17 protein-coding genes and 4 pseudogenes are annotated in these 12,940 nt (G+C 35.3%); 10 read left to right on the top strand and 11 right to left on the bottom strand.

What is annotated here, in order from left to right:
* Window positions 1–60: 60 nt before the first annotated feature.
* Window positions 61–229: pseudogene (locus QQZ16_RS20610) on the bottom strand (DUF1657 domain-containing protein).
* A 318-nt stretch (window positions 230–547) separates the two neighbouring features.
* Between QQZ16_RS20610 and QQZ16_RS20605 the strand changes: the two are divergent.
* Complete coding sequence (locus QQZ16_RS20605; RefSeq protein WP_235252814.1) at window positions 548–895, top strand: hypothetical protein; 348 nt, start codon at window positions 548–550, stop codon at window positions 893–895.
* Between the two features lie 908 nt (window positions 896–1,803).
* Here the strand turns inward: QQZ16_RS20605 and QQZ16_RS20600 are convergent.
* The 8 genes and pseudogenes from QQZ16_RS20600 to QQZ16_RS20570 form a co-directional block, all read right to left on the bottom strand.
* Window positions 1,804–2,198: pseudogene (locus QQZ16_RS20600) on the bottom strand (Tn3 family transposase); the annotation flags it as partial.
* 210 nt (window positions 2,199–2,408) lie between these two features.
* Window positions 2,409–2,960 (bottom strand): DUF421 domain-containing protein, encoded by a 552-nt coding sequence (locus tag QQZ16_RS20595; protein ID WP_284561732.1) that lies wholly within the window; start codon window positions 2,958–2,960, stop codon window positions 2,409–2,411.
* Between the two features lie 120 nt (window positions 2,961–3,080).
* Window positions 3,081–3,377, bottom strand: a pseudogene (locus QQZ16_RS23340) (phospholipase D-like domain-containing protein); the annotation flags it as partial.
* Window positions 3,335–3,634 carry a PLD nuclease N-terminal domain-containing protein gene (locus tag QQZ16_RS23335; RefSeq protein ID WP_411233864.1) on the bottom strand — a complete coding sequence of 100 codons (300 nt, stop codon included), beginning with the start codon at window positions 3,632–3,634 and terminating at the stop codon, window positions 3,335–3,337. The gene QQZ16_RS23335 and the pseudogene QQZ16_RS23340, both read right to left, overlap by 43 nt.
* A gap of 139 nt (window positions 3,635–3,773) precedes the next feature.
* Window positions 3,774–5,159 carry a S8 family peptidase gene (locus QQZ16_RS20585; RefSeq protein ID WP_144521921.1) on the bottom strand — a complete coding sequence of 462 codons (1,386 nt, stop codon included), beginning with the start codon at window positions 5,157–5,159 and terminating at the stop codon, window positions 3,774–3,776.
* Window positions 5,160–5,278: 119 nt separating this feature from the next.
* The gene (locus tag QQZ16_RS20580) at window positions 5,279–5,530 is read right to left on the bottom strand and encodes a hypothetical protein (protein ID WP_284561731.1); all 252 of its coding nucleotides are present in this window, start codon (window positions 5,528–5,530) and stop codon (window positions 5,279–5,281) included.
* Window positions 5,531–5,661: 131 nt separating this feature from the next.
* Complete coding sequence (locus QQZ16_RS20575; RefSeq protein WP_284561730.1) at window positions 5,662–6,009, bottom strand: spore coat protein; 348 nt, start codon at window positions 6,007–6,009, stop codon at window positions 5,662–5,664.
* Window positions 6,010–6,022: 13 nt separating this feature from the next.
* Window positions 6,023–6,295, bottom strand: a complete 273-nt coding sequence (locus QQZ16_RS20570; protein ID WP_034298115.1) for a hypothetical protein — start codon at window positions 6,293–6,295, stop codon at window positions 6,023–6,025.
* Between the two features lie 672 nt (window positions 6,296–6,967).
* Here QQZ16_RS20570 and QQZ16_RS20565 point away from each other — a divergent pair.
* From QQZ16_RS20565 to QQZ16_RS20555, 3 genes and pseudogenes are all read left to right on the top strand, one after another.
* Window positions 6,968–7,288, top strand: coding sequence for a gamma-type small acid-soluble spore protein (locus QQZ16_RS20565; protein WP_082804588.1), 321 nt, complete (start codon window positions 6,968–6,970; stop codon window positions 7,286–7,288).
* Between the two features lie 512 nt (window positions 7,289–7,800).
* A complete protein-coding gene (locus QQZ16_RS20560) occupies window positions 7,801–8,007 on the top strand; it encodes a DUF1657 domain-containing protein (protein ID WP_061794396.1) in 207 nt (68 codons plus the stop codon).
* Window positions 8,008–8,628: 621 nt separating this feature from the next.
* Window positions 8,629–8,790: pseudogene (locus QQZ16_RS20555) on the top strand (tyrosine-type recombinase/integrase); the annotation flags it as partial.
* Window positions 8,791–9,298: 508 nt separating this feature from the next.
* On the opposite strand, the gene QQZ16_RS20550 reads toward QQZ16_RS20555, so the two are convergent.
* Both QQZ16_RS20550 and QQZ16_RS20545 read right to left on the bottom strand, forming a co-directional pair.
* Window positions 9,299–9,421, bottom strand: a complete 123-nt coding sequence (locus tag QQZ16_RS20550; RefSeq protein WP_014471888.1) for a recombinase — start codon at window positions 9,419–9,421, stop codon at window positions 9,299–9,301.
* Between the two features lie 9 nt (window positions 9,422–9,430).
* A complete protein-coding gene (locus QQZ16_RS20545; RefSeq protein ID WP_013354185.1) occupies window positions 9,431–9,571 on the bottom strand; it encodes a hypothetical protein in 141 nt (46 codons plus the stop codon).
* A gap of 480 nt (window positions 9,572–10,051) precedes the next feature.
* Here QQZ16_RS20545 and QQZ16_RS20540 point away from each other — a divergent pair, with 480 nt between their 5' ends.
* From QQZ16_RS20540 to QQZ16_RS20515, 6 genes are all read left to right on the top strand, one after another.
* Complete coding sequence (locus QQZ16_RS20540; RefSeq protein WP_013352384.1) at window positions 10,052–10,258, top strand: DUF1657 domain-containing protein; 207 nt, start codon at window positions 10,052–10,054, stop codon at window positions 10,256–10,258.
* Between the two features lie 81 nt (window positions 10,259–10,339).
* Window positions 10,340–10,813 (top strand): YhcN/YlaJ family sporulation lipoprotein, encoded by a 474-nt coding sequence (locus QQZ16_RS20535; protein ID WP_066235784.1) that lies wholly within the window; start codon window positions 10,340–10,342, stop codon window positions 10,811–10,813.
* Between the two features lie 17 nt (window positions 10,814–10,830).
* Window positions 10,831–11,310 carry a stage V sporulation protein AC gene (gene spoVAC / locus QQZ16_RS20530; protein ID WP_066235783.1) on the top strand — a complete coding sequence of 160 codons (480 nt, stop codon included), beginning with the start codon at window positions 10,831–10,833 and terminating at the stop codon, window positions 11,308–11,310.
* Complete coding sequence (gene spoVAD, locus QQZ16_RS20525; RefSeq protein ID WP_061794311.1) at window positions 11,310–12,329, top strand: stage V sporulation protein AD; 1,020 nt, start codon at window positions 11,310–11,312, stop codon at window positions 12,327–12,329. The genes spoVAC and spoVAD overlap by 1 nt, the downstream gene beginning before the upstream one ends.
* Window positions 12,326–12,676, top strand: coding sequence for a stage V sporulation protein AE (gene spoVAE, locus QQZ16_RS20520; protein ID WP_009336484.1), 351 nt, complete (start codon window positions 12,326–12,328; stop codon window positions 12,674–12,676). Before spoVAD ends, spoVAE begins: the two co-directional genes overlap by 4 nt.
* Window positions 12,677–12,687: 11 nt before the next feature.
* A complete protein-coding gene (locus QQZ16_RS20515; protein WP_009336483.1) occupies window positions 12,688–12,894 on the top strand; it encodes a DUF1657 domain-containing protein in 207 nt (68 codons plus the stop codon).
* Window positions 12,895–12,940: the final 46 nt, after the last annotated feature.

The following is a 12,940-nucleotide window of genomic DNA, read 5'->3' as shown; positions in this document are numbered from 1 at the left end:
TCCTTATTGATTTTGTGCTCCTTGCGTACTGCCTTGGGAAGCTTGGCTTCCATCTTGGGCTTATTGCGGTTCTTCTTGTTCGATTTGTTGAACGCGTGGTTCAACGCTGTGTAGAACGGATTGAGTTTGTAGCCTCTTGGTAAAGCTGCTTAGCTTGTTGATTGCAAATGTTTCGAAGCTAGCCTGCAAATCCTGGTAGAGCTGTCTTTACGTCATTTTTTACTGTTATAAATAACGCCGCCTTTAATTTTTACTTTATTAGAATGATGTATAAGAATATTTTTTATAACTTCCAATTTTATCCTGCTTTTAAATGACCAAAAACCCACAGTTATGTAATTACATTTGATAAATGGCACCATTTTTTTGATAGAAGCCTCTTTTCCTCTGTACTACATTTTTTATCTTCAATTCCTGACACCTAGGCCGCTACTGTTTGGTGATTAAGGACCTTAATTTTATTGATGTTAAGTTAAAATGTTCGTATAAAAAAGTGGAAGGAGAAGATAATATTGAAAGTAAACAACCAATAGAGAGGACGATAAAAATGAATCTAAAGTGGTTAAGGCTATTAACAGCAGTTTTTCTATCTGCCATCATGTTATTGGGGTGTAATAATGTAGAAGAGGATAAGGATCCACCACCACCTGAAGTGGATGTAGATCCTGACACAGAAGAACCCATTGAAGATCCTGAAGATGCAAATGACCCAGATAATATAGATGAAAATGATGTGGACCCAGATACAGAAGAGCCAATTGAAGATCCTAAAGATGCAAATGACCCAGATAATATAGATGAAAATAAAGATGATGAAGCTGATTTAGTCCCTGATGCAGAAGAACCCATTGAAGATCCTAAAGATGTAAACGATCCAGATAATATAGATGAATAAATATTAACAGCAATAAGGCACACCGTTTGTTTTCAAACGGTGTGCCTTATTGCTCCAAATTTAACTGTTATGATAAAGCTCAATTGTTGTTTTTTTAACCAATAGTACAAAAATACATTTAAACATTTCAACTCTACTAGTTTTCCTTTATAAGCATGGAACATATCAACTATTTTTAAAACATTTTATTAATTTCCCAAGATTCAACCGTTAAATAAACGGTCTATGCCAATTAAATAGGTTATTGCAGCACTTCCTTCAGCTCAGGGTATTGCGAAAACTGGCTGGAATATTGAGGATGATAATAAGACATGTAATTATGATATTGTATAATTTTTATAACTCCCCTTTCTTAAATTGAATATATTTAGTTTTATCTTATTTTCCTAATTATCCTAGGACTAGACATTTGCCTACATACCCAAATTTGAAAAAACAAATAAAGAAATAAGTAATAGCAAAAGTTAATCATCTTTCCTTTCTTTAATAGCAACGTAAACGAAACTCCTTTTTTATTTTCCATTTATTTCATCGTTAAAATCCCTGTGACTAAACAAGCTAATAACAAAACTATTTAGAGGTGTCTCATTAGAAAAATACCAAGGGCCTTATTGGTTACCGTTTCCTTACTTATTCTTTTATCCATAGGGTTACTATTTTTAGTACAAAATACAAGAAACACAGAGAATCACGAAAATGAAACTGTAGCTGTCAAAAACAGATTTAATACCCCTATAACCAGAGTCCAAAATGTTGAAAGCGAAAAAAATGTTCTTCAAATAAACAGCATTGCCATGGATGAAACCATAAAGGGGTACTGCCGACTAAACGCAGATATAATACGATAAGGAATTTTTTAGAAGGTAAAAGCCTGATTTTTCTACGTTAAGCAGAAAAACCAGGCTTTTTTATATCCTAAGTGGACGCAGGGCATGTATCGAGTTCAAAATCTCAGGTATAAATGAATATTCTCCTGGAAAGTTATGTGTTCCCATCCCAATGGTGATATGTGAGGAAGCAATTCCTCTTGATATTTTCCTATATTTTTAAACTGTTCAATTGCTTGTGATAAATACACGGTATTCCAAATGCTGATGGCATTAATAATTAGATTTAATGAGCTGGCAAGCTGTAAATGATCTTGTAATGCTCTTTCTCTAAGTTCTCCCTGTTTTCCGAAGAAAATAGCTCGTGCCAAGGCATTCATGGATTCTCCCTTATTTAATCCACGTTGGATTCGCCGAAGTAATGAGTGACCGACAACTACTTGAGTATTGTTTATATTACCTTTTATCCGATTCATTAAAACATTAGCCTACATAGACGTTACAAAATTGTTTAGGTTTTCGTTGAAGTTACGTGTTTAACGTATTCAGGTTATATTTTATTTAGGGCTTATATGTATGCCTTCACTCTCTCGCCAATCTGCGTAGAGTATACGTTTAACATTATCATATCCATTGGTAGTTATTGGTTATCTAACCACTGTTGATCAAATCCGAGTTCATGTAAATTATCCCTTAATACTTCCCCATCTAATTAACGCTATTGGGAGGTATACTGGACTTTCTAGAAGACTGAGATCTTGCTTGTCTGGTTTTTGATACTTCGATTTTAATAAAATACTTATTTGCCCATTAGCTTCTAATATACCGTATTTGACTTCGCGAACAGAAAAAACCTGATTTTGTCGAAGTATACTTAATACTTGATTTACATCCAATTTGTTCTTTTTAAGTAACTTTCTATCCATTACACCATCCCGAATAATGATGTTAGGATCGCCCAATAAGAGAGAACGTGTCGATTTATTTTTTAGAGTCAAGAACTCTATCCCCAACATGAGAAGCGTCCACAATCCGATGGCATATAAAAAGTGAAAAATCCCTACCTTATTTTCATAAATGGTATTTCCTAAAAAATCTCCAAGCACTAATACAAAAACTAAGTGAAACGGGGTTAACTGATAGATGGATGTTCTGCCTGTTATGATAATGATAAAAAATAAGGTGACAAAACCTACTATGACTTTGATTGTCAGTAAACCCAAAAAAACTTCACCCAAAATTTATTCCTCCATTTTATATTTCACTCGATTTCAAAAATCCTCATGTTTTAAAATATTTATATTACAACATGTAAGCTAATTAAAATCAGAAAGATAAATAATACCGGTTTTTTCAACTTATAATAATGGAGAAAGCACGCGAGCACCCTGTTCAACAATGCGCTCGGTCAGGGATCGTTGCAACAAGTCTTCAATTCTTAATGGTACAGAATCAGTAAGATCCCTCTCGAACTGCTCTGTGAGTTCCCTTGCCACATCAGCACTGTACACGACTTGACACACCTCATAATTCAGGCGAAAACTTCTCATATCATAGTTTGCTGAGCCTACGGCAGCAATCTCCTCATCGATGGTCAACACCTTCGCATGTATCATTCCTTTGTCGTACTGGTAGATTTGAACTCCAGCTTGGACTTTGCCGACTCGAAGCCAAGCCCGCCTACAGTAAAATACCTTAAAGCATCGGCGATTATCGATGCTGAATCACTATATGTATCAGGTAACTTATCAGACTCATTATGAGAAGAGGTCAATCTTTTACGATGAATAAGCTTGGGATTTGATATGCTAAGATATAGTAAGAAACCAATGACAGGCAAAACAAGGACGATTACTATCCAATTCAAAGCTTTGGCTGGCCGACGAACTTCCCAAATTGCTATGAATAACATAAAGAACGTATTTAACAGGTATAGATAAAAAATCCACTCCAACTAAAATTCCCTCCTTAGTTTTTCCATTATCATGTACAAACAATGTACACCATGTAGAAGTTTTATAACAACGAAAAGCAACGGTTTCAAAAAGGGATTATTGCCTTTTGCTTTGGGCATCTTCCAATCCATTCTTTACATTAATTAAGCCACTACCAAATTCGTGATCAGTTCCAGGGATTCCTAAATCATAAGTAGAATTCTTAATAATGTCTATTACTTCTTGGTTCGTTAAATTAGGGTTTACTGAAAGCAAAAGACCTGCTAGTCCTGCTACATGTGGTGAAGCCATAGAAGTACCTGAAAGGGCAGCATACTGCTGGTTAAAATAGGTGCTCGGAATTTGAACTCCGGGAGCTGCAACATCGATATAATCTCCATAATTTGAGAAAGGGGCACGTTGTCCGGTGTAACTTACGGCGGCGACACTTAGAACCTTAGAAAAAGCAGCTGGATAGCTCGGCTGCATAGTATTTTCATTTCCTGCTGCAGCAATCAAGACAACATTTTTACTGTATGCATAATCGATTGCCCCTTTTAAAAGGGAAGAATGCTGATAATTGCCTAAACTCATATTAATGACATCGGCTCCATGATCCACTGCCCAAAAAATCCCTTTTGCTATATCAAAGGTCGTCCCATGCCCTTCGGCACCCATTGCTTTTATAGGCATTATTTTGTTATACCAAGTGATGCCTGCAACACCTTCATGGTTGTTTGTTTCCGATGCAATGATTCCTGCTACATGGGTGCCATGCCCGTTGTCATCATCAGGGAAATTATTATTCAACAGTACATTATAACCATTTGTAATTCGTCTTCTCAAATCAGGATGGTCCAGATCAACGCCAGTGTCTATAACAGCAATAATGATATGTTCATCCCCTTTGGTGATATCCCAGCCTGCTTCTGCTTGAATTGCCGATAAGTTCCATTGGTATTGTTCTCTATATAGCAAATCATTAGGAAGTCCAATTTGATTTTGCAGATAAAGATAATTGGGTTCAGCAAATTCAACCATAGCCTGTCTGTTAAAATATTCAATAAGTTCCTTGGTCGAAAGCGTATTAGAACGAAAAACAATCGTAGAATTTAGCTTTTTAATGATAGTGCCATTTATCTCCTGTGTTATCCTTTTTATTTCCTTTGTTGAGGGAAGAGTCTTGAATGTAACGTTTACTTCTTTCTTAATATAATGACTCTCCGTTTTTTCATTGTGTTTAATTAGAAAAACGGAAGGATCATTTTTTAATTGATTCTTGATGGTTTGACCCATGGAAAGGCTGTTTATTTGAAGAACATTTTTTTCGTTTTTAACATTTTGGACATTGGTTATAGTGGGATTAAATTTGTTTTCGACAGCAACTGTTTTATTTTCGGGATTCTCTTTGTTTCTTGTATTTGGTACTATGAATAATAACCCTATGGATAGAAGAATAAGTACGGAAACAGTAACCAATAAGGACTTTCGTAATTTTGTCATGAGACACCTCTATAAATTTATTATTAGAAAATGTTGCAATATATGTATTAAATTTCTTATTAACATCCTTGAATCTTGATACATAAAGAACACCGTTTGAGAACAAACGGTGTATAAACTTATTCATCAATAGTATCTGGATCTGTTGCGTCTTCAGGATCTTCAATTGATTCTTCTGTATCAGGGGTGACATTATGTTCATCAATAGTATCTGGATCTGTTGCGTCGATCGGATCTTCAATTGGTTCCTCTGTCCCTGGAGTTACATCCTCCGGTGGTGGATTATTATCGTCATCTCCATTATTACACCCTAATAACAAGAAAATTGAAAGAAAAACCGTTGATAAAAGTTTCATCCACTTAAGATTCATCTTACCGCCGCCCTTTCGATTGTTGTAAATTCTAAATTATTTTCTAGGTTGGTTAACAACTAACCAACCTTTTGTCTCGCATAACTATTGTTGTTTTACCTTGAGTTTATTCTTCTTGAACACGTGTTCTTTTATTGTATTACATTACCTCTATATGGATCTTGACTTTGCATGTAGTTAGAAAATTGCTGAACCGATTGTTGAATAGTTTGTGGAGTTTCTTTTTCCAAACCGTACCATCCGTTTTTAAACATTAAGTTATATAGATTGCGGTGACAGTCGTCTGTTTCTTGGGAAACAGACACTATTGTACGATACAACGATTCATGGCTAGCTTCTTTTAATGCAGTCGAGTATGAGGAAGATATATATTTTTCCGTAGTTAAGGCATCGTTTAGAAAATCTCTATCGTTCATTTGCGGCGTCTTAGGGACTGGTGTTTCAGGATTTTTAATCCTGTTTGGAGTATTATTTTCCACTATAGTTTCCTCCTTATTGATTCATATTTTGTGAAGGTTGAGTTACATACTGTTGCATCTGTTGAAGCAGCTGTTGATAGTGTCGATCATGCATTTGTCCAGCTTGTTCAAGTGCTGCTCTTACTTCGGGATTTTGACATTGTTGAGCGAAAAAATGCATTTTCTTCATCGCAAGTAAATTCCAGCTTAACATATCGTTTACATAGAGATGATCCTTTGTTGACATTATTTCAGGCGGTTGTGTCATTAAAGCTTGTGCTTGTTGATTATTCATACCCGTCTGCATTTGTTGCATGATGTTTCCTCCTTGTTAACAATGTTGTAATCACTTTGGTAGATTGCCACACAGCGGTCAAAAATATGCAGGTATTTTAGATTAGTTTTAAAGACCCCCCACCTTTAGATAGCATTAAATACTCCCCACCTATACGCAGGTGGGGAGTATTTGTGGCTAAACTAAATATTAATTTATCCTATTCCAGATTCTGTCTAGGTCCAAGGCAACATATATTTTATCACCATTAATTTCCTTATGTATAATAGGATTGGAAAAATACTGATTAATATTTTTATTAAATTGCTTACACCTTGCTCGTGGTTTTGGTCCATATAAATCGTTTCAGGATAGTCCTTATACATACTCCGTCTACCTCTTTTTTAATTTTATGAAAAATACAAACTGCATCAATACTCCATTTCTAAATAAGCATACCAGTCTTGCTTCTCGAAAAGGAAAATCCCCCTCGAATTGTAAAACAATTGTACTTTAATCAGCTTTTACAAAAGTACAACCGTCAAATTTACCCTATTCTCTCTTCCTTGATTTTTTTTGCCAAGAGTATTTTTTCCGAAAATAATAAAAATATAATTCGAATTTTAAAAACTTTGTATGAATAAATATTTCTATCTTCAAACATTCTAAGAAAGGTTTCAAAAAAAATAATAGGAGGTGTTATTCATGACAGTCATAAATGACGTTAAAACAGCTTTAGCCGGATTAAAAAGCGCTCAAGCTAGCTTTGAAACATTTGCTCTTAGTACAGATAATGAACAAGCGAAGCAGCTTTACCAAGATGCTGCTAAACAAACCCAATCTGTTTTACAAAGCGTTGAACCACGCGTTCAACAAATCGAACAAGAAGAACCACAATATGCTCATGACGGAAACCAAGCTTCCCAAGGCAGTACGCAAGTGTCACAAGGTCAATACGGTACTGAGTTCGCAAGCCAAAATAATGCACAACAAGTAAGACAAAAAAACCAACATGCCCAGTCTTAAAAAATAAATAACTGAATCACACGTTTGTACAATTCTGAAGCTTTATGTCGCCAGAAATTTTTATGTGTTGATTCATTTGTTACCAATAAAAACATCCTTAGATAGATTAGAGGGGAGTTAAGACTCGCTCCCTTACTAAAATTTTTTTAAAAAATAAAAAGGAGCAATTGTTATGCGATTACCCGAAGACTTCAAAAGAGCTAGGCATAAAAAAGAAGAAGGGTTAAGTTTAGATCAATGCTTTTCACATCCCATTATACATAGGGAGATACGTGGGGATAAAGTATTCGTACCATTAGATTTAAAGAGAATTTGGAATCAAATATAGCAACCGTTTGGATTAAACGGATATTTTATTTATTAAGAGAAAAAGGATATTAATTTAGTTTTCAAACCTTACTTCATAATATTATTTTTAGATAAAAAATATGGATTACATTTGAACTATAAAGAAAACCATTTTTCATCATTCTAACAAAGGTTATTAAAAACATTAAAGGAGTCGTTATTCAATGACAGTAATAAATGATGTTAAGACAGCTGTAGCGGGATTGAAAAGTGCGCAGGCTAGCTTTGAAACATTTGCTCTTGGTACGGAAAATGAACAAGCTAAGCAGCTTTACCAAGATGCTGCTAAACAAACCCAATCCGTTCTAAAAAGCCTTGAACCTCGCGTTAAACAAATCGAACAAGAAGAACCTCAATACAAACAACAATAATTAAAAGACAAAAAAAGGTTGGTCGAGTAAACCAACCTTTTTACTCTCTCAATAATGGATGAAACACAGAGGTGATTATTCATGATATATAAAATAAAACAATTAAAGATCGGTCTTTTAGTATTAACGGTTATCGGAATAGGATCAGGATGTAACGAAAGCCAGAATCAGTTGGGTGAAAATAATAACGATTTGAGTATTTCACAGGTACATACAAGCTTTCTTTTTCGATTCTTAACACGTTTTTTCATTGACATCAACAAACTTTATAAACACATATAAACACAATGAGACCCCTCACAACATCGTGGGTGGTTTTTTTGCCTTCATTTTTAATTCTCTTGGGTGTATTGTGTCAAAAAGGTGAAGGTTGGATTGGTAGGGGTGAATTAGCAAACAGCGAACCCGATGGATATACGCTTGGTTATATGGTCTCTTCAAATATCTTTACTGGTTAATAAATCCTACTGCCAATAGAAAAGAAAATTTGGACAGTTTTTAATTTAATATCAGTCACCATGAAGATTCCGAACTTATTGTCGTAAAACGGGATGACCCCCGGTTTGACAATATTAAAGAGTTCATTGGATACGCAAAGGAAACGAGTTAGCTGTGTAGATTTATAAGGTAACAACTAACATACGAGATTGACTGCTTATTAAACGGCTATTTAAAAAGGTTTGAGAATTGTAGAAGCACTATCGCTCTTTATAGAGGACTTTATTTTTGATTATAAAAATGGACACCAATTCAGTTGAAATAGATAGAGGGGAGTTAATCAACTAGGTTTTGTTTGATGATTACCTTTATGAATTCTCAGATAAGCCTTTACAAATAGGATTTGTAAGGTACCCCGAATCAAGTGCAGCCGCCTCGACTTTCAGGTTAAATCTCTCTATTTGCCGATCAAGTCTAGAAAAGGATTAATATAGGGAGGGGAAATCGTTTTAAGATTAGTCGCTAATATCAAATGTGTTAATGTTTAGTGAATGGTCGGTATCTCTAACAGAAGCGTAAAATATATCTTTAATTTGATGATATCCCTTTGCCTTTTGTGATAAGAGCCATAATTTAATATTTGATTAAAACACGATTTTAAAAACCTATCCAAAAAAGAAACTGGCTTACAGTGAATCTTTGGTGCAAAGTTTGCCAATTCCTTCTTTATCATACCTTCTAATGAGTATTATAAACACTTTTTTCCCTGTATTCTTATGTAGAGATATTGATTCTTTTTAGTTTGAAACAATTATGTATCCAATGTTTTTTATCAATTCTATTAGATAGCATACTAATATTTACTTTCTGTTTTTTGTTGTCTTGCCTTCCAGAATATAAAAGAATTTTTCCCTTTCACATCTCCAACTTTTAATTTGACAATGTCACCTACCTGTAATTCTGTATTAATCCCCATCAAATATAGCTATACATCTCTTTCGCCCAATCTCGGATTTTTGGTTTCCTTTTTTTCTCCCAGTTTAATCCCAAGTTTTATTTCTTCAATGTCCTTTTTTGGTTTTAACGTTAAACGTTGAAAGGATTTCCTTTTTTGTTTTGTTGTCATTTTTTCACCTTCTAAAATGTATGAAAAATTTGATGTTTAATAACAAAACAGTTCCTTTTTATGTATTAGACAAACCTTAATACGGCGACAAATGCATGCGTTTATCTTTGTTATTACATTTTCAATGTTAAATACCCATAAATAGGATGATTAAGAGGGAGAAACTCTTAAAACTTTGGGATAATATCCGAAAAATGGGAAAAATATTAGTCCTTTCAGGAAATACAATCATCTTATTTTATAAAGGTAGGGGTGTAAAAGAAATTGAAGTTGAGAAAAGAAAAAATGAAAAGTTATAAGAGTTATTGCTGTCAACGAGAAATAGAAGAAATGATGGGGATATGGAAAAGGGGTTATTATCGAAAAAATGGAGCTATACGTCAAAAATAATTTAGATTTAAATTTCCCAAAAATCATTGAATAAAAAATTCTCCATAAAGCAAAATAAAAGAGTAAAAAAAATTCAAGGAGGAAATTATCATGACAGTAATAAATGACGTTAAAACAGCTCTAGCAGGATTGAAAAGTGCTCAAGCTAGCTTTGAAACATTTGCTCTTAGTACAGATAATCAACAAGCTAAGCAACTTTACCAAGATGCAGCTAAGCAAACCCAATCCGTTGTAGACAGCATTGAACCACGTGTTCAACAAATCGAACAAGAAGAACCTCAATACAAACAACAGTAATTAGTAAGGCGAAAAAAGGTTGGCCTCTTAACCAACCTTTTTTCAGCTGTTCAAATAATGGAAAAAAATGGAGGTGTTTTTTTGAAAGATAAAATAACCACATTGAAAAACCTACTTTTTATTATAATGGTCATTGGTTTCGCATCAGGATGTAATGGTAATCAAAATGAATTTACTCAAGGTAATAGTACTTTTGGTATTTCACAAGTACATACAAGTAAGCCAATTGATCAATCCGTTGCCAATCATGCGAAAGAAAAGATAATTGCCAAGGAAGATATTACAGACGTAAAAGCTGTGAATACTGATAAAGAGCTTATGGCAGCGATTAAAGTTGAGAATTTTGATCGATTTCGATTAAAGAGTATCGAGAAGTCAGTAAAATCCGACTTAGAAAAAAAGTATCCCGACTATAAAGTTTTTGTTTCGACTGATAAAAAAATATTCTGGGAGCTCGAAAAGGTCGAGCAAAGACTGAAAAAAAACGATATGAATAAGAAGAACTTAAAAAATGATTTGAACAAACTGAAAAGTCTTATGAAGGAACAAACCTAAAGAGGAAGGATCGAGTTATGTCTAACAATCAAAAGAAACAACTTACTCCTGTGCAACAGGAATATCAAAAATTGCAAAAACAACGAGAGATCAAAAGACCGGTTGTTAAAAATTGTATTAAGGCCTTTTTAACCGGTGGACTTATTTGTTTGATTGGTCAGCTTATTTCAGACTTTTACATTTATTATTTCGATTTTACTGAGCAAACGGCCGGAAATCCGACGGTGGGTACGTTAATTTTTATTACAATGCTTCTTACTGGTTTTGGCGTATATGATCGAATGGCCCAATTTGGTGGGGCTGGAACAGCTGTACCTGTAACAGGTTTTGGCAATGCGGTCATATCACCTGCCATTGAACATCGAACCGAAGGATTTGTACTGGGCGTAGGCGGCAATATGTTTAAACTAGCCGGTTCTGTCATTTTATTTGGTGTGTTTTCTGCTTTTATCATTGCCTTAATTAAAACAATTTTAATCAGATGGGGTGGTTTATAATGCTAGCAGGTCATCGTACATGGATCTTCGAACAAAAGCCTGTCATTATCTCCACTGGAACCGTTGGTGGACCATTTGAAGCCAATGGTGCTATCCCAGATGATTTCGATACTCTTCATGCTGATTTATGGCTTGGGCAGGATTCCTATGAGAAAGCACATAAAATCCTTTTTGAAGAGGCTTGCCAAAAAGCCATGGAAAAAGGGGGCATACAAAAGGATCAAGTTCAATTTATCCTAGCTGGGGACTTAATCAATCAAATCACCCCAACAAGTTTCGCTAGCAGAACGATTGGAGCTCCTTATTTTGGCTTATTCGGTGCTTGCTCTACCTCGATGGAAGGACTGGCTCTAGGTGCTTATATTGTAAATACAAAAGGAGCGAAATATTTGTTAACAGGAGCTTCCAGTCATGATACAGCTGTTGAAAAACAATTTCGGTATCCAACTGAGTATGGTGGACAAAAGCCACCTACGGCACAATGGACGGTTACTGGTGCAGGTGCAGCCCTATTAAGTGATTCTGGGGAAGGACCTCATGTCACATCTGCCACAATTGGTCGTGTAATCGATATGGGATTGACAGATCCATTTAACATGGGAGGAGCTATGGCGCCAGCTGCGGTTGATACCATTGAAGCCCATTTAAAGGAACGAAATGTTGAGCCATCTTATTACGATTTAATTGTAACCGGTGACCTTGGCCAAATCGGACAGGAAGTGTCCATGGATCTATTTAAAAAGCATGGAACTCCTATTAGTGAAGAACAATACCAGGATTGTGGCCTTATGATTTATCGGGAAGGACAACCCGTTCTTGCAGGAGCAAGCGGTGCAGGCTGTTCAGCAACGGTAGTTTATGGGCATTTATTAAACCGCATGAAAAAAGGTGAATTTAAACGAATGTTAGTTGTGGCTACAGGTGCTTTGCTTTCACCGTTGTCCTTTCAGCAAAATGAAACAATTCCTTGTATCGCCCATGCAGTGTCAATTGAATACGGAGGTGAACAATTAACATGATCTATTTTTGGGCTTTTGTCGTAGGCGGTTTAATTTGTATCATTGGGCAAATTATGTTTGATGTATTTAAATTGACACCAGGTCATACCTTAAGTGCTCTTGTAGTGATTGGGGCGCTTTTAGATGGATTTGGACTATACGAGCCTTTGATTGATTTTGCTGGGGCAGGGGCTACCGTTCCGATTACAAGTTTTGGGAATTCGCTTGTTCATGGTGCGATGCAGGAAGCAGAAAAACATGGGTTAGTTGGTGTACTGACAGGAATGTTTGAAGTAACTAGTTCTGGTATTTCAGCTTCCATTGTTTTCGGCATGATAGGAGCTTTAATTTTTAAGCCAAAAGGATAAGGAGAATTAGGATGACAGTAGGATCAGATGTTAAACAGTGTTTTGCCAGTCTAAAAGGGGTAGAAGCAAGTCTCTCAAGTTTAGCATTACGGACTCTTGATGATGAATCGAAGCGAACTTTGCATGAGGCTATGATGGTAGTACACGAAGTAACAAAAGATTTAAAAAAAAGAGTAGGAGAACTAGAAGGAGAGGAACTTCAGTACAAAGGTTTCTAGAAAAACTATATTTACAGGGGGTGTAAGCAGTGCCTGAATGGTTAGA

Origin of the sequence: Bacillus sp. T2.9-1, assembly GCF_950097965.1 — a bacterium.
Lineage (GTDB): Bacteria > Bacillota > Bacilli > Bacillales > Cytobacillaceae > Niallia > Niallia hominis.
This window is presented reverse-complemented; position numbering and strand designations above follow the sequence as displayed.

Excerpts from the sequence above, each read along its gene's own strand:
- spoVAE (WP_009336484.1), top strand. The coding sequence starts at position 12,326 with ATGATCTATTTTTGGGCTTTTGTCGTAGGCGGTTTAATTTGTATCATT.
- QQZ16_RS20540 (WP_013352384.1), top strand. The coding sequence starts at position 10,052 with ATGACAGTAATAAATGACGTTAAAACAGCTCTAGCAGGATTGAAAAGT.
- QQZ16_RS20560 (WP_061794396.1), top strand. The coding sequence starts at position 7,801 with ATGACAGTAATAAATGATGTTAAGACAGCTGTAGCGGGATTGAAAAGT.
- spoVAD (WP_061794311.1), top strand. The coding sequence starts at position 11,310 with ATGCTAGCAGGTCATCGTACATGGATCTTCGAACAAAAGCCTGTCATT.
- QQZ16_RS20570 (WP_034298115.1), bottom strand. The coding sequence starts at position 6,295 with ATGCAGACGGGTATGAATAATCAACAAGCACAAGCTTTAATGACACAA.
- QQZ16_RS20515 (WP_009336483.1), top strand. The coding sequence starts at position 12,688 with ATGACAGTAGGATCAGATGTTAAACAGTGTTTTGCCAGTCTAAAAGGG.
- QQZ16_RS20565 (WP_082804588.1), top strand. The coding sequence starts at position 6,968 with ATGACAGTCATAAATGACGTTAAAACAGCTTTAGCCGGATTAAAAAGC.
- QQZ16_RS20605 (WP_235252814.1), top strand. The coding sequence starts at position 548 with ATGAATCTAAAGTGGTTAAGGCTATTAACAGCAGTTTTTCTATCTGCC.
- QQZ16_RS20545 (WP_013354185.1), bottom strand. The coding sequence starts at position 9,571 with ATGACAACAAAACAAAAAAGGAAATCCTTTCAACGTTTAACGTTAAAA.
- spoVAC (WP_066235783.1), top strand. The coding sequence starts at position 10,831 with ATGTCTAACAATCAAAAGAAACAACTTACTCCTGTGCAACAGGAATAT.
- QQZ16_RS20550 (WP_014471888.1), bottom strand. The coding sequence starts at position 9,421 with ATGGGGATTAATACAGAATTACAGGTAGGTGACATTGTCAAATTAAAA.
- QQZ16_RS20580 (WP_284561731.1), bottom strand. The coding sequence starts at position 5,530 with ATGAATCTTAAGTGGATGAAACTTTTATCAACGGTTTTTCTTTCAATT.
- QQZ16_RS20585 (WP_144521921.1), bottom strand. The coding sequence starts at position 5,159 with ATGACAAAATTACGAAAGTCCTTATTGGTTACTGTTTCCGTACTTATT.
- QQZ16_RS23335 (WP_411233864.1), bottom strand. The coding sequence starts at position 3,634 with ATGTTATTCATAGCAATTTGGGAAGTTCGTCGGCCAGCCAAAGCTTTG.